This is a genomic window from Streptomyces sp. NPDC014891 (genome assembly GCF_043081085.1).
Lineage (GTDB): Bacteria > Actinomycetota > Actinomycetes > Streptomycetales > Streptomycetaceae > Streptomyces.
The window spans coordinates 431,017-451,464 of the sequence record NZ_JBIBWF010000005.1 but is presented as its reverse complement, the minus strand read 5'-3'; the positions used below and the strand labels follow the sequence as shown (position 1 = coordinate 451,464).

Below are 20,448 nucleotides of genomic sequence, written 5' to 3'. Positions count from 1 at the left end.
CTGGACGGAGGACGAGTTCGTCGGCTGACCTCCGGGAGCACGGCGCCGCCCGTACGGCCCGTTCGGCCCGTTCGGCCCGTTCGGCCCGTTCGGCCCGTTCGGCCCGTTCGGCCCGTACGGCCCGTACGGCCCGTACGTTTTCGGCCGTATCCACGCCCGACGGCCGCTCTCCCTCCGGCAGTCCCTCGCGTCCTCCCGGCGGCCCGCCGTCCGCCCGGAGCCGCGAGTGATCGCCGCCCCGCCGGATCCGGCCGTGCTCGCGGGGCTCGCCGGCACCCGGCCGGGGCCAGCCGGAGCGGCGTTCCTGCGGACCGGGGTGCACGCCCGGCGACTCCTCCTCCTCAGAACCCTCCTGGTACGGGTCCGGCGCCACCGTGACGCGGTGGCGCCCGCGGCGCTGCGCGGCTTCGAGGCGGGCTGGCTCCTGTTCGAGCGGGCCGAGCGCGCCCGTCCGGACGTCGTCCGGGCAGCCCTGGACTACCCGACCACCGGCACCTGGCTCGCCACCGCGCTCACCGAGCCGCCCGGGGCCGGTCTCGACCGCCATCTCGCCTACCTCGAACTGCTCGCCCTGACCGCCGCCCTCCGCGCGGGGCTCCCCGTGGACCTGGTGGTCGAGGCCCCCGGCGGGGTCGTCCCGCTCCCCGGCCTCGGCCGGGTCGAGGCCGGCACCGGGACCGTCCGGATCGACGCGCGCGCCCGCTCGGTACGGATCGGCGGCGGAGACGGCAGGGGCTCCCGGGCCGTGCTCCGGCGCCACGCGCGCGGGGCCGGCCGGAGCCTGACGGGCAGCGGTCCCGGCTGGCACGGACTGCGCGACCTGCCCGGCGGGGTGACCCGCCTGGAGGACCTCGACCCGTACCGGCTACCGCCGGGCATGGGCATGCCGGCCAGGGCGGCGGCCGACCGCGCCGACACCGACCACGCCGACTGGGCCCGCAGCTGGAACGCCGCCCGCGGTCTGCTGCGCGCGACCGACCGCGCCCGGGCCTTCGAGGTGGGCCGCTCGGTGGACGCCGTCGTGCCGCTCGTCCCGCTCGGGACGCGTTCCATCGGCGCCACGCTGAGTGCCGCCCCCGGAGCCATCCTCATGACGCCCGCCGCCGGTGCGTCCGACATGGCCGAGACCCTCGTCCACGAGCTCCACCACAGCAAACTCGCCACGCTCCACGAACTGGTCCCGCTCTACCGGCCCCACCCGCCGGACCGGGCGGCCCCCGCCTACCGGGTCGGCTGGCGCCGGGACCTCCGCCCGGTCGCCGGTGTCCTCCAGGGCGCCTACGCCCACCTGGCGCTCGCCGACCTGTGGCACCGGGCCGTCCGGGCCCCCCGCGCCTCCGGGGTGCCGGGATCGTGGCGAACCCGCTCGGCACGGCAGTTCGACCATATCCACGATCAGGTGGTCGAAGCTCTTGCGATCCTGCTTGAATCCGATGAACTGACCAATGAGGGAAGGGAGTTCGCCCGGCAAATGAGGATGCACCTTGCGAGCCTCAGCTCCGGCCGGCGAGCCCTTGCGTAACACTGTGCCCACGGCACATGACCCTGCGTTGCGCGCGAGCGGGACGGGAGATGCACACATGGCGGAACAGCGGTCGGGCGGCGCTTCGGCGGACCACGGTGGCAGAGCTGCTCCCGAGCACGTCCTCGTCGTCTTCCCCGGCTACCACCGGCCCTGGGCGACCTGGATCAACCAGCGGCTCGACACCCACGGCGTCCGCGCCACCCTGCAGCGCTGGGACCCGCCCCGCGAAGTCCCCCTGGAGGACTCCCTCGGGGACCTGCTCCTCGCCCGCGGCCCGGTCCTCCTCGTCCTCGACGACTGGTTCTTCGAGCTGGGCCCCCGGCCGGCCGGGGAGTGGAACGACGTCCTGCGCGGCTTCGTCGCGCACCGCGCCGACCGCTTCGCCGCCGTCAACCTCACCAACCGCACCCTCCTCCCCTCCACGGCCGTCCTCGAACCGGTCAGTCTCTGGGGCGTCGGCGAGGAGGAGGCGGAGGCCCGGCTCCTCAGCAGACTCGGCATCGAACCCCGCCGGTCACCCGCCCGCCGGATCGCCCCGGGCGCCCTCGTCCGCTACCCCGAGACCCCGCCGGACATCTGGGGCGAGGTCCCCCGCCGCAACCCCCGCTTCACCGGCCGCGACGACCTCCTCACGGACCTCCAGGAACGGCTCATGGACGCCGAGCGCGGCAACGCCGCGTACACCCTCCTCGGCATGTCCGGCATCGGCAAGACCCAGATCGCGGCCGAGTACGCCCACCGCTTCAGCTCCGACTACGACGTCATCTGGTGGGTCAGCTCCGACGACCGGAACGTCCAGCGCGACCGCCTCGGCGAGCTGGCCGTCGCCCTCGAACTGCCCACCGGCAGCGAACCCGGCGAACGCATCCGCGCCGTCCGGGAAGCCCTCCGCCGCGGCGCCCCGCACGGCCGCTGGCTCGTCGTCTTCGACGGCTGGGACGACATCAGGGACGTCGACGTCATGGTCCCGCAGGGCCCCGGCCACGTCCTCATCACCTCCCGCAACCACGGCTGGCGCGAACACACCGACGTCCTCCCCGTGCGCAACTTCGACCGGGCGGAGTCCACCGGCTACCTGATGCGCCGTGCCCCGCACATCACCGCCGCCGAGGCCGACGAGGTCGCCGCCGAGTTCGGAGACGTACCCCTGCCCCTCGTCCAGGCCGCCGCCTGGCTCGGCGAGTCCGGCATGGAGGCCTCCGAGTACCTCCGCATGGTCCGCGAGGGACGGCTCTCCACCGTCGACGAGCCCGGCACCGGCGACGGCATGCCCAACACCTCCCTCACCTCCTGGTCGATACTGATCAACCGGCTCCGGCGCGCCCAGCCCCAGGCCATCGACATCCTCAGCCTCTGCGCCTCCTTCGCCCCCGGCCGCATCCCCCTCGGCATCGTCCGCGCCCACCCGCAGGCCTCCCTCCCGGAGGACCTGCGGTGGATGGCCACCGACCTGCCCGCCTGGACCCGGGCCCTCGACACCCTGGTCAACTACTCGGTGCTCACCCGGGACATCCGCGGCCCCGTCACCAGCGACGAGGCGGCACCGCAGCAGGAGTCGGTCCACATGCACCGGCTCGTGCACGACATCGTCTCCCGGCTCACCGACGGCGAGCACCGCGACGCCCACCGCAAGGCCGTCCGCACCCTGCTCGCCGAAGCGGACCCCGGCAATCCCACGGACAGCCGGAACTGGCCCCGCTACTCCGAACTCCTGCCCCATCTGGAGCCCTCCGGAGCCCTGCGCAGCACCGACCCGCGCATCCAGACCACCGTCCTCAACTGCCTGCGCTACTGCGACCGCAGCGGCGAGCACAAGGCGGGCACCCGGCTCGCCGAGCGCATCCGCGGCAGCTGGAGCGGCTTCCTCGACCCGCTCTCCCTGCAGATGCAGGAACTCACCACCGTGGAAGGCGACATCCTCCGCCGCAGCGGCGGCTTCCGCGAGGCCTACGAACTCGACCTCGCCCGCCGCACTCTGCTTGCCGCGGCCGACCACCCCGACGAACTCGGCGACCTCAAGTCCAAGATCTGCATCGCCCGGGACCTGCGCTTCCTCGGCCAGTACAAGGAGTCCGAACGCCTCCAGCGCGAGGTCCTCGCCGAGGCCCAGACCCTCCTCGGCGAGACCCAGCAGCTCACCCTCGCCGCCCGCCACAACGTCGGCGTGGTGCTGCGGATGCTCGGCCGCTACCGCGAGGCGCACGAGCAGGACGCCGACACCCTCTCCCGGTGCGAGAACATCCTCCGTCCCCACCACCCCTCCACCCTCAACTCCAACAACGCGGTCGCCCAGGACCTCCGACTCCTCGGCCGGTACCGCGAGGCGCTCGGCCGCCAGGAGGCCAACGTCCGCCTCCACGTGAAGATCCTCGGCGCCCAGCACCTGCAGACCCTCTACGCACGCAGCCAGCTCGCTCTCTGCCGGCGCCGAGAGGGCGGCTTCAAGGACGACATCGGCGCCGTCATGGCCGGCGTCCTCGAACACCTCGAACAGGCGCAGGGGCGCGGCCACTACCTCACGCTCTCCGCGGTCACCAACTACGCCAACTACCTGCGCGAACACGGCGACCTCGACCGGGCCCGCGAACTCATCAACGAGGCCGAGGCGGGCTACCGCGCGCTCCTCGGCCCCGCCCACCCCGTATCCACCGGCGTCCTCGCCAACACGGCGCTCGTGATGCAGTCGGCCGGCGAACGCACCGAGGCCATGACCATGCTGGAGGCCGCGCTCGCCGGACTCACCGCCGCCCTCGGACCCGACCACCCCTGGGTCCTCGGCTGCGCCCTCAACGCCACCGCCGCCCGCAACTTCAACGGGCGCGTTTCCGACGCGGCCGAGCTCAGCCGCGACACCCTGCGCCGGGCCCGGCACGTCATGGGATCCGAGCACCCGCTGACCCTCTCCTGCCAGGTCTCGCTCGCCACCGACCTGCGCGGACTGCGCGAGATCGAGGAGGCCGGGAAGCTGGAGGAGGACGCCCTGCTCACCCTCACCAGGACACTCGGCGCCCAGCACCCGCACACCCTCTCGGCCCGCCAGCGCAACCGCCCGTACTGGGACTTCGAGGCCAACCTCTGACGTAGGCGCCCGGAGACGCCGAAGGCCCGGCGCCCCCTCCGGGGTGCCGGGCCCTCTCACGCGGTGCGACGGTCAGGCGTCGAAGACCTCGTTGACCAGCTGCTGCTGCTCCGCCTGGTGGCGCTTGGCCGAGCCGACCGCCGGGGACGAGGAGTGCGGACGCGAGATCCGGCGCAGGCGCTCGCCCGCCGGGATGTCCGCGCCGACCGCCAGGTCCAGGTGGTCGATCAGGTTGAGCGCGATGAACGGCCACGCACCCTGGTTCGCCGGCTCCTCCTGCGCCCAGATGTACTTCGCGGCGTTCGGGTACTTGGCGATCTCGGCCTGGAGCTCGGCACCCGGCAGCGGGTACAGGCGCTCCAGGCGGATGAGCGCGGTCTCCGTGTCGCCGCGCTTCTGACGCTCGGCCTCCAGGTCGTAGTAGACCTTGCCGGCGCAGAAGACGACCTTGCGGACGTCGGCCGGGTCGGCCGCCGTGTCACCGATCACCGGGCGGAAGCCGCCGGTGGTGAACTCCTCCGCCTTGGACGCCGCGGCCTTCAGACGCAGCATCGACTTAGGGGTGAAGACGATGAGCGGCTTGTGGTGCGGGTTGTGGACCTGCCAGCGCAGCAGGTGGAAGTAGTTCGACGGCAGCGTCGGCATGGCGACCGTCATGTTGTCCTGGGCGCACATCTGGAGGAAGCGCTCCGGGCGCGCGGACGAGTGGTCCGGGCCCTGGCCCTCGTAGCCGTGCGGCAGGAGCAGCGTGACGCCGGAGGTCTGGCCCCACTTCTGCTCGGCCGAGGAGATGAACTCGTCGACGACGGTCTGGGCGCCGTTGACGAAGTCGCCGAACTGGGCCTCCCAGATGACCAGGGCGTCCGGGCGCTCCAGGGAGTAGCCGTACTCGAAGCCCATCGCCGCGTACTCGCTGAGCAGCGAGTCGTAGACGTTGTAGTGGGCCTGCTCCTCGGTCAGGTAGAGCAGCGGGGTGAAGTCCTCGCCGGTCTCCTGGTCGACCAGGACAGCGTGGCGCTGGCCGAAGGTGCCGCGGCGGGAGTCCTGGCCGGACAGCCGGACCGGGGTGCCCTCCATGAGCAGCGAGCCGATGGCGAGGGTCTCGCCCATGCCCCAGTCGATCGTGCCGTCCTCGACGGAGGCGGCGCGGCGCTGCATCTGCGGCATCAGACGCGGGTGGACGGTGATCCGCTCCGGGATGCTGACCTGCGACTCGGCGATCCGCTTCACGACCTCGGCGGAGACCGCGGTGGTGACGCCGACCGGGAAGGCGGCCTTGGCGTCCGGGACCACGGCCGAGGCCGGGGCGTTGGTCGCCTCGCGGACCTCCGCGAACACCTTCTCCAGCTGTCCCTGGAAGTCCTGGAGCGCCTGCTCCGCCTCTTCGAGGGTGATGTCGCCGCGACCGATGAGCGACTCGGTGTACAGCTTGCGCACCGAGCGCTTCTTGTCGATCAGGTTGTACATCTGCGGGTTGGTGAACTGCGGGTTGTCGCCCTCGTTGTGACCGCGGCGGCGGTAGCAGATGAGGTCGATCACGACGTCCTTGTTGAACGTCTGGCGGAACTCGAAGGCGAGCCGCGCGACGCGGACCACGGCCTCCGGGTCGTCGCCGTTCACGTGGAAGATCGGCGCCTCGATCATGCGGGCCACGTCGGTCGCGTACATCGAGGAACGCGAGGACTCCGGGGCGGCGGTGAAGCCGACCTGGTTGTTGATGACGATGTGGACCGTGCCGCCGGTGCGGTAGCCGCGCAGCTGCGACATGTTCAGCGTCTCGGCGACGACGCCCTGGCCGGCGAAGGCCGCGTCGCCGTGCAGGGCGACGGGCAGGACGGTGAAGTCCGTGCCGCCCTTGTTGATGACGTCCTGCTTGGCGCGGACGATGCCTTCCAGGACCGGGTCGACCGCCTCCAGGTGCGAGGGGTTGGCGGCCAGGGAGACGCGGATCTCCTCGCCGTCGAGACCGACGAAGGTGCCCTCGGCGCCCAGGTGGTACTTGACGTCGCCGGAGCCGTGCATCGACTTCGGGTCGAGGTTGCCCTCGAACTCGCGGAAGATCTGCGCGTAGGACTTGCCGACGATGTTCGCGAGGACGTTCAGCCGGCCGCGGTGGGCCATGCCGATGACGACCTCGTCGAGGCGCGACTCGGCGGCCGAGTCGATGACCGCGTCGAGCAGCGGGATGACGGACTCGCCGCCCTCCAGGGAGAAGCGCTTCTGGCCGACGTACTTCGTCTGCAGGAAGGTCTCGAAGGCCTCGGCGGCGTTGAGCCGGCGCAGGATCCGCAGCTGCTCCTCGCGCTCCACACGGGAGTGCGGGCGCTCGACGCGGTCCTGGATCCACTTGCGCTGCTTCGGGTCCTGGATGTGCATGAACTCGACGCCGGTGGTGCGGCAGTACGAGTCGCGCAGCACGCCGAGGATGTCGCGGAGCTTCATCATCGACTTGCCGGCGAAGCCGCCGACCGCGAACTCCCGCTCCAGGTCCCACAGGGTGAGGCCGTGCTCGGTGATGTCCAGGTCGGGGTGCTTGCGCTGCTTGTACTCCAGCGGGTCGGTGTCGGCCATGACGTGGCCGCGGACCCGGTAGGAGTGGATGAGCTCGAAGACGCGCGCGGCCTTGGTGACGTCGTCGTCGTGCGAGGCGTCGATGTCCTTGAGCCAGCGGACCGGCTCGTAGGGGATCCGCAGGGCCTTGAAGATGTCGTCGTAGAAGCCCTGCTCGCCGAGCAGGAAGTTGGCGACGACGCGCAGGAACTCGCCGGAGGCGGCGCCCTGGATGACGCGGTGGTCGTACGTCGAGGTCAGGGTCATGACCTTCGAGATGCCCAGCTTGTTCAGGGTGTCCTGGGAGGTGCCCTGGAACTCGGCCGGGTAGTCCATCGAGCCGACGCCCATGATGACCGACTGACCGGGCATCAGGCGCGGGACGGAGTGGACGGTGCCGAGGCCGCCGGGGTTGGTCAGGGAGACCGTGACGCCGCTGAAGTCCTCCATCGTCAGCTTGCCCACGCGGGCCCGCTTGACGATGTCCTCGTACGCCTGCCAGAACTCGAAGAAGTTGAGGGTCTCGGCCTTCTTGATGCCCGCGACGACGAGCTGGCGGTCGCCGTTGGGCTTCACCAGGTCGATCGCGAGACCGAAGTTCACGTGCTCCGGCTTGACCAGGGTCGGCTTGCCGTCCTTCTCCGCGAAGGAGTAGTTCATCGACGGCATGGCCTTGATCGCCTGCACCATCGCGTAGCCGATGAGGTGCGTGAAGGAGATCTTCCCGCCCCGGGCGCGCTTCAGGTGGTTGTTGATCACGATCCGGTTGTCGAAGAGCAGCTTCACCGGGACGGCGCGGACGGACGTGGCCGTCGGCACCTCCAGCGAGGCGTTCATGTTCTTCGCGACCGCGGCGGCGGGGCCACGCAGCGTGATCAGCTCGGGACCGGCCGGGGCCTCGGCCGCGGGCTTGGCGGCGGCGGGCGCGGCCTTCGTCGCGGCGGGGGCGGCGGCGGCCGGCTTCGCGGCAGGAGCCGCGGCGGGCTTCGCCGGCGCCGGGGCGGCCGGGGTCGCGGCCGGAGCGGGCGCGGGGGCCGGAACGGCCGCGGGAGCGGCAGGCGCGGCCTGTGCGGGGCCCGCCTGCGGCGCCGCGGGGGCGCTCGGGGTGGTGGCGGCCGGGGCGGTCGGGGTCTCCGACGCTCCCGGCTTGTAGTCGGCGAAGAAGTCCCACCAGGCACGATCGACCGAATTCGGGTCCTGGAGGTACTGCTGGTAGATCTCGTCGACGAGCCACTCGTTGGCACCGAAGGCGGCTGCGGGGCTCACGCCTCGCCCGTCTTGGTCGGCCGGGGAGCTCGGGGTACTGGGGGACTGAGACGACACGGCGGCAACCGCCCTCTTCCGCTTCGCAAGGTGATGGACAGCGGAAATAAAGGCTACGCCTGTCCGGCCGAGAGGTGCAGGCGGGGAGCGCCAACGTCGTGCAAGTCACACTTGACGGCGTGTTTCGGGGCAGTGAATGGCGGGAAACAAGCGGGGTTCCGGATGCGTGCGGGTACGGGAAAGCCCGGGAACGGCCCGCTTCGACCGCACCCCTGACCGCATCCCGCTCACGTGCGCGGAGGTCTCCCTCGCGCGCAGCCCGGTGGACCGGCTTCGCCGCGGGACCCGGCTGTTCCGGTTCGAACCCTACGTCAATCTCTCGGCGGAGGGCTGCCCGGAAGAGTGACCCTGATCCGGCAGCCGCGTGATGATTCGGCCACCCCGATCCCGCCGCCGTGCAGATCCACGGCCCAGCGGGCGATCGCGAGCCCGAGCCCCGTGCCGCCGTCGCTCTTGGGGCCCTGCCGGTGCGGCGCCGTGCCCCGGTTGAACCGCTCGAACACCCGGTGCCGCTCCGCCTCCGGGATGCCGGGACCCTCGTCCTCGACCTCCAGCTCCAGGGAGTCCGGGTAGGGCCCGCGCCGGGCCCGGACCGTGACGCGGCCGTGCGGCGGCGAGTGCTTCACCGCGTTGTCGATCAGGTTCGCCATCACCTGGTGCAGCCGCTCGGCGTCGGCGTGCGCCACCAGCTCGGGAGGCGACACGTCCAGGTGCAGGTGCACGTCCGTGCGGTTGTGGAGACCCGAGGTGGACGAGAGGCCGCGCTGCGAGGCGGCCAGGTTCGCTTCGCGCAGAACTCCGGAGAGGTACGGCCAGACCTCGAAACGGCTCGCCCGGAGCGCCACGACACCGTTGTCAAGACGTGACAGGTCCAACAGCGTCTCCACCAGCCGGCCCAGCCGCTCGGTCTGCTTCAGCGCCGACCGCATCGTCTCCGGATCCGCCTCGGACACACCGTCGACGACGTTCTCCAGTACGGCCCTGAGCGCGGCGATCGGGGTCCGCAGCTCGTGCGAGACGTTCGCGACCAGCTCCTTGCGGTGCCGGTCCACCGCCTCCAGATCGTCGGCCATCCGGTTGATCGTCGACGCCAGGTCGCCCAGCTCGTCGCGCCGGTCCGCCCCCCGCACCCGCCGGGTGAAGTCCCCGCGGGAGATCGTCCCGGCCACCGTGGTCATCTCGTCCAGCGGCGCCGTCAGGGACTGCGCCACGAACTGGGTGATCAGCAGGGTCGCGATCATCGCGAAGATCGTGATGTAGCGGAACTCGGTGGACGTGCGGATCGCCACCAGCGCCAGCCCGGAGGTCAGCAGCACCGCCCCGACGACCAGCGTGCCCAGCTTGGTCTTGATCGAGATCGCGATCCGGCGCGGCCGTCCGGCCGCGCCGTCCGGTCCCCGCCGCCCCCGCCGCCCCCCGGGCCTCCGCCGGCTCACAGCGCCGGGGTCTCCAGCGCGTAGCCGACGCCGTGGACCGTACGGATCCGCTCGGCCCCGATCTTCCGGCGCAGCGCCTTGATGTGGCTGTCCACGGTCCGGGTGCCCGAGGCGTCCGCCCAGTCCCACACCTCGGCGAGCAGCTGCTCGCGGGAGAGGACCGCCCGCGGCGTGCTCGCCAGGCAGACGAGCAGGTCGAACTCGGTCGGGGTCAGGTGCACGTCCTCGGACCGCACCCGGACCCGGCGCTGCGCGTGGTCGATCTCCAGCTCGCCGAGGCGCAGGATGCCGCTGCGCGGGGTCACCGCCGCCAGCGCGGCGCGCTCCACCCGGCGCAGCAGCACGTGCACGCGGGCGGCCAGCTCGCGCATCGAGAACGGCTTCGTCATGTAGTCGTCCGCGCCCACGCCGAGACCGACCAGCATGTCGGTCTCGTCGTCGCGGGCGGTCAGCATGAGGACCGGGACGGGACGCGTGGCCTGGACCCGGCGGCACACCTCAAGCCCGTCGAACCCGGGCAGCATCACGTCGAGGACCATCAGGTCCGGCTGCCACGCCTCCGCGGCGTCGACGGCGGCGGGGCCGTCCGTCGCGGTCTGGACGAGGAAGCCCTCCGCGCGGAGCCGGGCGGCGATCGCCTCGACGATCGTGGTGTCGTCCTCGACCACGAGCACCCGGCGCTGGGCCCCCGGAGTGGCCGCCGCACCGTGGTGAGTGGTGTGTGTCTGCTCCATTGCCCCGCCTCGCGTCGCCGATGTCGGCTCAGCAGCCTAGAGGTACCGGTGGCGTCCCGGCTATCCAGGACTTACTCGGGACGGATGCCGAGGTGAACCGCGTCGGGGACGCCCCGGGCAACCGGGATCTCTTCCGTCCGTACCCCGCTGAATCCGGCATTCCGCAAGGACCCTTCGAAATCGACGGAGGGTCGGGCGGACCACACGGCGAGCACTCCACCCGGGTTCAGACGGGCCGCGCAGGACGCCAATCCCTCGGCCCCGTAAAGGGATTCGTTGTCCTCGGTGACCGTCCAGTCCGGGCCGTTGTCGATGTCCAGACAGAGCGCGTCGTAGGTGTCGCGCGAGGTGCGGAGATGGGCCACGAGGTCCGTGTGCAGGATCACGGTCCGGGAATCCGCCAGCGCCGCCCCGGAGATCGCGGCGAGCGGGCCGTGCCGGTGCCAGTCGATGACGGCCTCCTCCCGCTCGACCGCGGTGATCCGGCCCCAGCGGGGGTCGGCCGCCGCGTGGGCCAGCGAGAAGCCGACCCCCAGGCCGCCGACGAGCACGGACGCCCCGGAGCGGCGCCCCTCCGGGAGCGCCGCCTGCGCCGCGTCGACCAGCAGCCGCTCGGAGCGCCCGTCGGAGGTGTCCATCAGGAAGGTGCCGTTGGCGATGATCTCGAAGTGCGCGTCGCGCCGGCGGAGCACGACCTCCCCGTACGGTCCTTCTCGGCGGTCGAGGGTGACGGTTCCTGGCATGAATCGGTCGCTCCGCTCTCGGCTCGGCAGTGGGCCCCGGCCATCCTGGCGGGGCCGGGGCGGAGCGGACAAACCCGTTTTCCGCGCGGGTGGCCCGGATCGGACGCCCGTACGGTCGCCACGCCCCGTACACCGGCCGGTGACGCCCCGTCGCCGGCCGCGCCGGGCGGAGCCGCGCACCGGGACGGCGGCCGCGCGCGGAGACCCGCGCCCCACCCCGCCGGGAGTTCGTCAGGTCCGGACGCGAGGCGGGCGGGGACCGGCCGGGACCGAGCCTCGGGCACGGCCCGTCCCGGATCGGGGTCGGCCGGGATCGACCGAGGTCCGGCCGCGGTCGAGCCTCAGGCCGCGCCCGTCCCGGACCGGGGTCGGCCGGGACCGCCCAGGACCCACCAGGCCCGCCCAGGACCCACCAGGCCCGCCCAGGCCCGGCCGCGGCCGAGTCTCAGGCACGGCCCGTCGGCCGCCGCGCGCCGCGCCACGTGTACAGCCCGGTGCCCGTCGCCAGGGCGGCGAGCGCCACCGTCCACGCCCCCCGCTGGGCGCCCGGCTGCATCACCCACGCCCACCACTGCGCCCCGCCGCCCGGCGCGGACGGCGCCGCGAGGTAGACCGCGCCCACCAGGAACGAGGGCGGCAGCCAGCTCAGACGGCCGCCGACGACGACGGCCGCGCCCGCCGTCACCCCCACAAGACCCAGGGTGTTGCGCACGGCGGCCGGCGCCCCGAACTGCTCCGCGTGACCCGGCACCGCGAGGGCCAGCAGAGCGACGGCGAGGGCGGTCGGGGCGAGGACGTGGACCAGCCGCCGGGGCCACCAGGCCCGGACCGCCGTACGGTCCAGCTCGTCGCTCGGCGTGTGCAGGCTGGTGCCGACGGCGGCGGCCGCGAGCAGCGGGCCGAGCACGACGACCGGCAGGCGCGCCCGGTGGTCGAAGTCGGGCAGGGACTGGAGCCACCAGGCCGCCCAGGCGGCGGCCGCCGCCGTGCCGGCGAGCGTGGCCAGGGCGCCCGGCAGGGCACGGGACCGCAGGTAGAGCAACACCTCGGGCCTCACGGGATCGGCACCTCCTCCGGGCGGCAGGTGTTCGCCGCGAGGTAGCGGGCCAGGTAGTCGCGCTGGGCGGCGGCCGGCTTGGCCCGGAGCCGGTCGATGTACGGCCGGGCCGCGGCGGGGTCGGGGCCGTAGTCCTCGGGCGTCGGGGCCAGCCATTCGATGACGGCGAGGTTGACGAGGCTCGCCCGCTCCGCGTCCGGACCGGTGCCGTCCCCCGGCCGGCAGGTGTCCGAGAGCAGCCAGGACACCGCCGCGTTCAGGTACAGGTCGGGCCGCGGGAGCCGGCCGCGCACCGCGTCCGCCGCGGCGTCGGGCAGTTCGACGCCACCGGGGCGGGGCGGGCCGAACGGGCCGCCGACCCAGCGGACCGGGGCGCCGGGCAGCCCTTTGAGACGGGCGTTGAGCGGGGCGAGTGCCGCCGACACCTCGGGCAGCAGACGCGCGTCCACCGCGGTGAGGCAGATCTGCGGCGTGCCGTCGTCGCAGAGCGGGCGTGCCAGGGCCGGGTCCGGACGCCAGGGGCCCTCGTCCGTCGGCAGGCGCAGGATCAGTGCGGCGGCGGCGACCGCCACCGCCAGCGGGACCAGGGCGAGCGCCCGCAGCCGCGCTCCGCGAAACCCGTACGCAAGGAGGGCGCTCAGCGCGAGCCCGGCCGTCCACGCCATCGACACCGGACCGAACCACCACACCGGCCGGTCCCAGAGGAACTGGTGCTCGGCGGCGGGGTCGAGCCAGCGGACGGTTCTGTGGCTGTACGCGCCGATCCCCAGTGCCACATAGCCGGTGATGCCCAGGAGCGGGGCCGTCAGCCGCCAGCGGACCGTGCGTCCGGCCACGTGACCGAGCGCGCCCAGGGCGGCGACGGCGACCGCGTCGGCCGCGAGGAGTTCCAGGAAGGGGCGGCCGCCCGCCGCGTACGGCCAGGTCGCGAGGAGGCAGACGGCGTCGGCGAGGAGCACCCCGGCGGCGGGCCAGAGCGCGGACGGGGCGACCGCGACGAACAGCCTGCGGAGCGGCGGGCGGGCCGCGGACTCCCACAGGTCCAGCGTCCCGCGCCGCCGGTCCCGGCCCCCCTGCCAGCAGCCCGCGGCGAGCGCGAGCGGCCCGGCGAGCAGTCCGGCGGCCACGTGCAGCGTGTTCGTGGCGTCGGCCCAGCGCCCCTGCCAGCCGGGCGCCTTGCCGTACATGGTCACGAGCAGGGTGAGGAGGACGGCGAGACCGGTCCACGGGCCGAGCCCGCGACGGAGTTCGACGACGACGGGCCTGGTCGCCCGCCCGGCCCGCCGGGTGGCGCGCGGCGGGGGAGGGGTGAGGACGGCGGTCACCGGAGCGCCCCCTTCGCTGCGTCCGGGGCGGCCCGGTGGGCGCGCAGGGCGGCCGTGTAGCCGCGCTCGACGGCGTGCGTCGCCGAGTCGTCCCCGTCCGCGGACTCCCCGCCGAGGGAGGTGAGTTCCGCCGTCGAGCCCTGGAAGGCGAGGCGGCCCCCCTCGATGAGGGCGACGTCGGTGCAGGCCGCGGCGACGTCCTCCACCAGGTGCGTGGAGACCACCACCGTCGCCCTCGTGCCCAGCTCCCGCAGCAGCGAGCGGAAGTCGACCCGCTGCTCCGGGTCGAGTCCGGCGGTCGGCTCGTCGAGCAGCAGCAGTTCCGGTTCGTTCACGACGGCCTGGGCGATTCCGGCGCGCCGGACCATGCCCCCGGACAGCGTCCTCATCCGCGCGTCGATCCGGTCCCCGAGCCCGACCCGCTCCACCGCGCGCTCCACGGCCGCCGGGACGCGGTCGGCCGGCACCTCCTTGAGCCAGGCGACGTAGGCCACGAACTCCCGCACGGTGAAGGCCGGGTAGTAGCCGAAGTCCTGCGGGAGGTAGCCGAGCCGGCGGCGGATGCCGGTGCGCTCGGGGTGCCGGGTGGCGTCTCCGCCGAGCAGCTCCACCCGGCCGGAGGAGGGGGCGGCCACGGTCGCGAGGACCCGGATGAGGGAGGTCTTGCCGGCGCCGTTCGGGCCGAGCAGGCCGTGGACGCCGGGGCCCAGGGACAGGTCGAGCCGGTCGAGGGCGAGGGTGCGGCGGTGGCGGACGGTCAGTCCGCTCACCGCGACGGCGGGAGAGGGGGTCACCGGAGCTCCAGGTGGTCGAAGGAACGGCGCCGCACCGCGAGGAGGGCGGCGCAGGCCAGCGCCGCGCCGGCCCACCCCCCTTGGGCGGCGGGGCCGGAGAAGTACGGGGCGAGCGCGGCCGCCGGGGCGGCCGTGTCCACGGGGCCGAGCAGCGGGCCCGTGACGGCGATCAGCCAGCCGCCGCCCAGCGTCGCGGCCGCCGCCCGGCAGCCGACGAACGAGCCGAGCGCGAGCGTCGCCAGGGTCAGCGCCAGACCCGGAAGCAGCCAGGCGGCGGCTCCCGGGAGTCCGGCCACCGGCGGCAGCAGCGCGCCCCCGGCCGTCAGCAGCGGTACGCAGACGACGAGGACGGCGGCGGTACGGGTGAGCAGCAGCCGCAGTCCGCCGGAGGGCGTGGCCGCGGTGATCTCGTGCATCGGGTCGGCGTGCCGCCCGTAGGAGACGGCGACGCCGGCGAGCGGGAGGACGGGGGAGAGGGCGAGCAGCAGACCGCCCGCGCCGCGGACCCCGGCCCCGTGGGCGAGCGCGAGGGCCCCGCCGACGACCAGCAGCACGGCGACCGCCCAGGAGCCGCGGACCGCGGGTCCGACCGCCCACCAGAGCCGTGCCCAGCGGCCGGTCCGGGTGGGGGCGGAGGGCGAGGGGGCGGCCTGGGCCGGGTTCGGCCCGGTGCCGCCGTGTGCCGGCCGTCGTCGCGTGGCGCCGCCGACCGCGGGGCCGACGGCCCACCGGAGCCGGGCCCGGCGGCCGGTCCGGGTGGGGGCGGAGGGCGAGGGGGCGTGCGGTGGGGGAGTGGCCGGGGCCGGCGCGATGCCGCCGTGTGCGGGTCGTCCGCCCGTGTCGCCCGCGAGCGCGGGCCGGGCGCCCGCCCGGGCCGGAGCGGCGCCGATCGACGCCAGCAGGTCGGCGCGGACGGCCGCGAGCACGGGGCCGGCCGTTCCGGCGCGCACGGCGGCGGAGACGCGGCCCGCGCAGCCCGCGCAGGACTCGACGTGCTTCTCCAGGGACCAGGCGTCGGTCTCGGGCGCGGAACCGTCGGCGTACCGGCGCGCGAGGTCGTCCGTGACGTGCCAGGGCAGTCCGGGGCCGGGCGCGGGGCGGCGCTGTGTCGTCATGCGGTGCCTCCCAGGGCGTGGGGGCCGCCGGGGTGGGCCGCCCCGAGTGCGGCGCGCAGTTCGCGGCGGGCGCGCAGGGCGCGGGTCTTGACCGTGCCCTCGGGTATGCCGAGGAGCCGGGCGGTCTCCCGGGTCGTCAGACCGTCGACGACGGTGGCCCGCAGGACCTCGGCGAGCTCGGGGGAGATCCGGTCGAGGGCCGCGCCGACCTCCCCGTATTCCAGGCCGGCGAGCACCCGGTCCTCGGCGGAGGGCGCGGCGGCGGGCGGCTCCGCGGGCAGGGCGGCCTGCCGGGCGGCCTCCGTCACGACGCGTTCCGCGCGGGCCCGGGCCCGCTGCGCGTCGACCAGGCGCCGGGCCGCGATCACCCAGAGCCAGCCGCCGGCCTCGCCCCTGCCCCGGTGGCCGCCGGCGGAGCGCCAGACCGTGACGAAGGTGTCCTGGAGGACCTCCCGCACGGTCTCCTCGTCGGGGCAGCGCCGGGCGAGGCGCGCGTGCAGCCAGCCGGCGTGCCGGTCGTAGAGCACGGCGAGCGCCCCGGAGTCCCCCCGGGCGACCGCGCGCAGCAGCGCCGTGTCGTCGTCCTCGTCGCCCCCTGCGGGGCCTCCCCCTGAGGGGCGCAACAGTCTCACGCCCTCTCTATCGCGCGCGTGCCCCGGTCCGGTTCACGCGCGCGTGAACCGGACCGGGGCCTCAGGGCCCCGGTCCCGGGGCCGTCGCGCCCGCCGGGCTCAGGGGCGCGTCGGCGGGCCGCCCTCCGGGAGGGCGGCGAAGACCCGCCGGAGCGCCGCCGGGCGCTCCTCCTCGCCGTCCTGCGCGACGACGAGGCGGTGCCGGTACGTCACGCGGTACTGGAAGCCGTCGGGGACCGGGCGGCCCGTGGGCCGCTCCGGGATCCGGGCGTAGGCGGGGTCGGCCAGGGCGGCCCGCAGCTCGGCGGCCTGGGCGGGGGTCTGCCGGCCGGTCCGGGGCGGCTCGGTGCCGGAGCGGATGCTCCAGGAGCCGTCGTGCTGGACGACGAGCTTGTTGCGGACCCCGGCGAGGCCGCCGTCGACGACGACCTCGACGAGGACCCCGGTCGGCTGCGGGTCGGAGGGTGGGTCGGCCGGGGGCAGCGTGACACGCGGGGGCGTGCCGGCCGGGGATGTGGAGGGCGAGGGCCGCGTGGCGCTCGGCTCGGGCCGTCCGCCCTCCCCGGTGGGCGACGGGGCCGGCGTGCTCGTCGCCGGGGACGGGTCGCCCGGTGCGGGCGGTTCCGCGGGTCCGCAGCCGCTCGTACCGCCGGCCAGGGCCCCGATCAGGATCAGGGTCCCGCACCATGTTCCCCGTACGCCTCTCGCCATGGACTGAGCATGCCAAGTCGCGGACGTCCCGCGCAGCCGTACGGCCGGGTTCGCGCCCGCCGGCTCGGCCGGCCGCGGGGCCGCCCTCTCGGATGATGCCGCTGATCGGCTCAGCCGGCCGCGCCGCCGTCCCGGACGATTCCGGTGATCGGCCCCCGGTAGCGCCAGTCGAGGGAGCCGTACAGCGCGAATCCGTCCGTGGTCGCGGCGAGCACCCCGGTCGCGGCGCCGGCCTGGGCGGCGGCGGCCTCCAGGGTGCGCATGACGTTGGCGCCGAGGCCGCGGCGCCGGTGCGCGGGATCGGTCTCGATCTGGTCGGCGACGGCGGTGGAGCCGGTCGGGGCGATCCGGCCGCTCGCGGCGAGGGTGCCGTCGGGCGCCAGGACGCGGACGCGGATGACCCCGTCCCGGACCTCGGTGGTCCGCGCGTACCCCTCGGGCGGGGCCGGGCGGGCGCCGGGGTCGAGCGGCTTGACCATCATGAAGCCCGGGTCGTCCGGGACGGTCCACCCCTCCGTGATCCACGCCTGCGCGTCCTCGGGCCCCGCCATGACCTTGAGCCAGCTGTAGGGGGCGGTGAGGCGGGCGCAGAGCGCGCCCACCGTGGCGGCGTCGGGGGCGGGCAGCACGTGCCGTACGACGTGCCGGGGCAGTCCCACGTCGATCCGGTGGCCCCAGGGCTCGGGGACGGCGGCCGGGGTCCCCCGGGAGACGGTCCAGCCCGTCACCCAGGCCGATGTAAGAGCTGCAATATCCATACAGGTATTACATCGGTCGTTCCGGGTCCTGCGCGAGAGTGATCGCTCAGAGCGAACGGGCGTCCGGGAACATCCACGGGCTCACATGCATTGAGTCGACATAGCTCAACTTGACTGCCGAAGGGGAGATCATGGCTTCTGACTCCAAGCCGTCCGTGCCGCTCACTCTGCCCGTGCTGCCGCTCGACGACGAGGTCGTGCTGCCCGGCATGGTGGTGCCGCTCGACCTGTCCGACAACGAGGTGCGCGCCGCCGTGGAGGCCGCCCAGGCCGCCGCTCGGCCCGGCGCGGGCAAGCCGCGGGTGCTGCTCGTGCCCCGCGTCGACGGGACCTACGCCGGGACCGGCGTCCTGGGCACCGTCGAGCAGGTCGGACGGCTCTCCGACGGCGACCCCGGTGCCCTGATCCGCGGCATCGGCCGCGTGCGCATCGGCGCCGGCACGACCGGGCCCGGCGCAGCCCTCTGGGTCGAGGGCGGCACGGTCGAGGAGACCCTGCCCGACCCGCTTCCCGGCCAGGTCGCCGACCTCGTCAAGGAGTACAAGGCGCTCGCCACCACCTGGCTCAAGAAGCGCGGGGCCTGGCAGGTCGTCGACCGCCTCCAGCAGATCGACGGCGTCGGCGCCCTCGCCGACAACTCCGGCTACTCGCCCTTCCTCACCGTCGAGCAGAAGGTCGCGCTCCTGGAGACCGCCGACCCGGTCGCCCGCCTCCGGCTCGCCACCGCCCAGCTCCGCGAGCACCTCGCCGAGCAGGACGTCGCCGAGACCATCGCCAAGGACGTCCAGGAGGGCGTCGACAAGCAGCAGCGCGAGTTCCTGCTCCGGCGCCAGCTCGAAGCGGTCCGCAAGGAACTGCGCGACCTGAACGGCGAGTCCGAGGCGGACGAGTCCGACGACTACCGCGCCCGCGTGGAGGCCGCCGACCTGCCCGAGAAGGTCCGCGAGGCCGCCCTCAAGGAGGTCGAGAAGCTGGAGCGGTCCAGCGACCAGTCCCCCGAGGGCTCCTGGATCCGCACCTGGCTGGACACCGTCCTCGAACTGCCCTGGAACGAGCGCTCCGAGGACCGGTACGACATCCGCGGCGCCCGCGCCGTCCTCGACGCCGAGCACTTCGGCCTCGACGACGTGAAGGAGCGCATCACCGAGTACCTCGCCGTCCGCAAGCGCCGCGCCGAGCGCGGCCTGGGCGTCGTCGGCGGCCGCCGCGGCGGGGCCGTCCTCGCCCTCGTCGGACCGCCCGGCGTCGGCAAGACCTCCCTCGGCGAGTCCGTCGCGCACGCGATGGGACGCCGGTTCGTCCGGGTCGCCCTCGGCGGCGTACGGGACGAGGCGGAGATCCGCGGCCACCGCAGGACCTACGTCGGCGCACTGCCCGGCCGGATCGTCCGCGCCATCAAGGAGGCCGGTTCCATGAACCCGGTGGTCCTCCTCGACGAGATCGACAAGGTCGGCTCCGACTTCCGCGGCGACCCCGCGGCGGCCCTCCTCGAAGTCCTCGACCCGGCGCAGAACCACACCTTCCGCGACCACTACCTGGAGGTCGAACTCGACCTCTCCGACGTGGTGTTCCTGGCCACGGCCAACGTCCTCGAAGCCATTCCCGAGGCCCTCCTCGACCGCATGGAGCTGGTCAGGCTCGACGGCTACACCGAGGACGAGAAGGTCGTCATCGCCCGCGACCACCTGCTGCCCCGGCAGCTGGAGCGCGCGGGCCTGGAGCCCGGCGAGGTCGTCCTGGAGGACGCGAGCCTGCGCAGGCTGGCGGGCGAGTACACCCGCGAGGCCGGCGTCCGCACCCTGGAGCGGGCCGTCTCCCGGCTGCTCCGCAAGGTCGCCGCCGAGCACGAACTGGGCGACCGAGACCTGCCGTTCACGATCGGCCCCGACGACCTGCGCGCACTCATCGGGCGCCCGCACCACGTCCCCGAGTCCGCCCAGGACCCGGCGGAGCGCCGGACGGCCGTGCCGGGCGTCGCCACCGGCCTCGCCGTGACCGGCGCGGGCGGCGACGTCCTCTTCGTCGAGGCGTCCCTGGCCGATCCGGAGACCGGCGCCGCCGGGCTGACCCTCACCGGTCAACTGGGCGACGTCATGAAGGAGTCGGCGCAGATCGCGCTCTCCTTCCTCCGCTCGCACGGGGCGGAGCTGGAGCTTCCCGTCACCGGCTTGAAGGACCGGGGCGTGCACATCCACTTCCCCGCGGGCGCGGTCCCCAAGGACGGCCCCAGCGCCGGCGTCACCATGACGACCGCCCTCGCCTCCCTGCTGAGCGGGCGCCAGGTGCGCACGGACGTGGCGATGACCGGCGAGGTCTCCCTCACCGGCCGGGTCCTCCCGATCGGCGGCGTGAAGCAGAAGCTCCTCGCCGCCCACCGGGCGGGCATCACCACGGTCGTGATCCCCAAGCGGAACGAGGCCGACCTGGACGACGTCCCGGCCGAGATCCTGGAGAAGCTGGAGGTCCACCCGGTCACGGACGTCCGCCAGGTCCTGGAGATCGCGCTGACCCCGGCGGCGGTGCCGGTCGGCGCGGCCGCGGCCTGACGCCCCCGCGGCGGAGCGGGGTGCCCCACGCGGGGGCACCCCGCTCCGGCGTGCCCCGCGCGTGTACGCGGGCGCAGGTAATTCTTCACCCGGATGTCAGCCGGGAGTGTCATGCTCGTA

At 74.3% G+C, this 20,448-nt stretch carries 14 protein-coding genes; 3 read left to right on the top strand and 11 right to left on the bottom strand.

Annotated elements, in window-relative coordinates:
- Positions 1 to 226 precede the first annotated feature (226 nt).
- Together ACF09E_RS17305 and fxsT are read left to right on the top strand one after the other, a co-directional pair.
- Positions 227 to 1,522 (top strand): aKG-HExxH-type peptide beta-hydroxylase, encoded by a 1,296-nt coding sequence (locus tag ACF09E_RS17305; RefSeq protein WP_392205953.1) that lies wholly within the window; start codon positions 227 to 229, stop codon positions 1,520 to 1,522.
- 58 nt (positions 1,523 to 1,580) lie between these two features.
- Positions 1,581 to 4,604: an FxSxx-COOH system tetratricopeptide repeat protein gene (gene fxsT / locus ACF09E_RS17300; protein WP_392205952.1), complete on the top strand. Its 3,024-nt coding sequence runs from the start codon at positions 1,581 to 1,583 to the stop codon at positions 4,602 to 4,604.
- A 72-nt stretch (positions 4,605 to 4,676) separates the two neighbouring features.
- Here the strand turns inward: fxsT and ACF09E_RS17295 are convergent, their stop codons facing one another.
- The 11 genes from ACF09E_RS17295 to ACF09E_RS17245 form a co-directional block, all read right to left on the bottom strand.
- Complete coding sequence (locus ACF09E_RS17295; protein ID WP_392205951.1) at positions 4,677 to 8,477, bottom strand: multifunctional oxoglutarate decarboxylase/oxoglutarate dehydrogenase thiamine pyrophosphate-binding subunit/dihydrolipoyllysine-residue succinyltransferase subunit; 3,801 nt, start codon at positions 8,475 to 8,477, stop codon at positions 4,677 to 4,679.
- Positions 8,478 to 8,788: 311 nt separating this feature from the next.
- Positions 8,789 to 9,841, bottom strand: coding sequence for an ATP-binding protein (locus tag ACF09E_RS17290; protein ID WP_388794104.1), 1,053 nt, complete (start codon positions 9,839 to 9,841; stop codon positions 8,789 to 8,791).
- A gap of 68 nt (positions 9,842 to 9,909) precedes the next feature.
- Entirely contained in the window at positions 9,910 to 10,647 is a 738-nt protein-coding gene (locus tag ACF09E_RS17285; RefSeq protein ID WP_383438404.1) for a response regulator transcription factor, read from the bottom strand.
- Positions 10,648 to 10,718: 71 nt separating this feature from the next.
- Positions 10,719 to 11,390, bottom strand: a complete 672-nt coding sequence (locus ACF09E_RS17280) for a spermidine synthase (RefSeq protein ID WP_392205950.1) — start codon at positions 11,388 to 11,390, stop codon at positions 10,719 to 10,721.
- 445 nt (positions 11,391 to 11,835) lie between these two features.
- Entirely contained in the window at positions 11,836 to 12,447 is a 612-nt protein-coding gene (locus tag ACF09E_RS17275) for a hypothetical protein (RefSeq protein WP_392205949.1), read from the bottom strand.
- Positions 12,444 to 13,772 (bottom strand): hypothetical protein, encoded by a 1,329-nt coding sequence (locus tag ACF09E_RS17270; protein ID WP_392205948.1) that lies wholly within the window; start codon positions 13,770 to 13,772, stop codon positions 12,444 to 12,446. The genes ACF09E_RS17275 and ACF09E_RS17270 overlap by 4 nt, the downstream gene beginning before the upstream one ends.
- On the bottom strand, positions 13,769 to 14,566 hold the full coding sequence (locus ACF09E_RS17265; protein WP_392205947.1) for an ABC transporter ATP-binding protein: 798 nt from the start codon (positions 14,564 to 14,566) through the stop codon (positions 13,769 to 13,771). The genes ACF09E_RS17270 and ACF09E_RS17265 overlap by 4 nt, the downstream gene beginning before the upstream one ends.
- Positions 14,563 to 15,681 (bottom strand): zf-HC2 domain-containing protein, encoded by a 1,119-nt coding sequence (locus ACF09E_RS17260; RefSeq protein ID WP_392205946.1) that lies wholly within the window; start codon positions 15,679 to 15,681, stop codon positions 14,563 to 14,565. The genes ACF09E_RS17265 and ACF09E_RS17260 overlap by 4 nt, the downstream gene beginning before the upstream one ends.
- The gene (locus ACF09E_RS17255) at positions 15,678 to 16,313 is read right to left on the bottom strand and encodes an RNA polymerase sigma factor (RefSeq protein ID WP_392205945.1); all 636 of its coding nucleotides are present in this window, start codon (positions 16,311 to 16,313) and stop codon (positions 15,678 to 15,680) included. Before ACF09E_RS17255 ends, ACF09E_RS17260 begins: the two co-directional genes overlap by 4 nt.
- A gap of 99 nt (positions 16,314 to 16,412) precedes the next feature.
- Complete coding sequence (locus tag ACF09E_RS17250; RefSeq protein WP_392205944.1) at positions 16,413 to 17,024, bottom strand: hypothetical protein; 612 nt, start codon at positions 17,022 to 17,024, stop codon at positions 16,413 to 16,415.
- Between the two features lie 110 nt (positions 17,025 to 17,134).
- Complete coding sequence (locus ACF09E_RS17245; protein ID WP_392205943.1) at positions 17,135 to 17,782, bottom strand: GNAT family N-acetyltransferase; 648 nt, start codon at positions 17,780 to 17,782, stop codon at positions 17,135 to 17,137.
- Positions 17,783 to 17,913: 131 nt separating this feature from the next.
- Between ACF09E_RS17245 and lon the strand changes: the two genes are divergently transcribed.
- Positions 17,914 to 20,328, top strand: coding sequence for an endopeptidase La (gene lon / locus ACF09E_RS17240; RefSeq protein WP_392205942.1), 2,415 nt, complete (start codon positions 17,914 to 17,916; stop codon positions 20,326 to 20,328).
- The last annotated feature ends 120 nt before the right edge of the window (positions 20,329 to 20,448 follow it).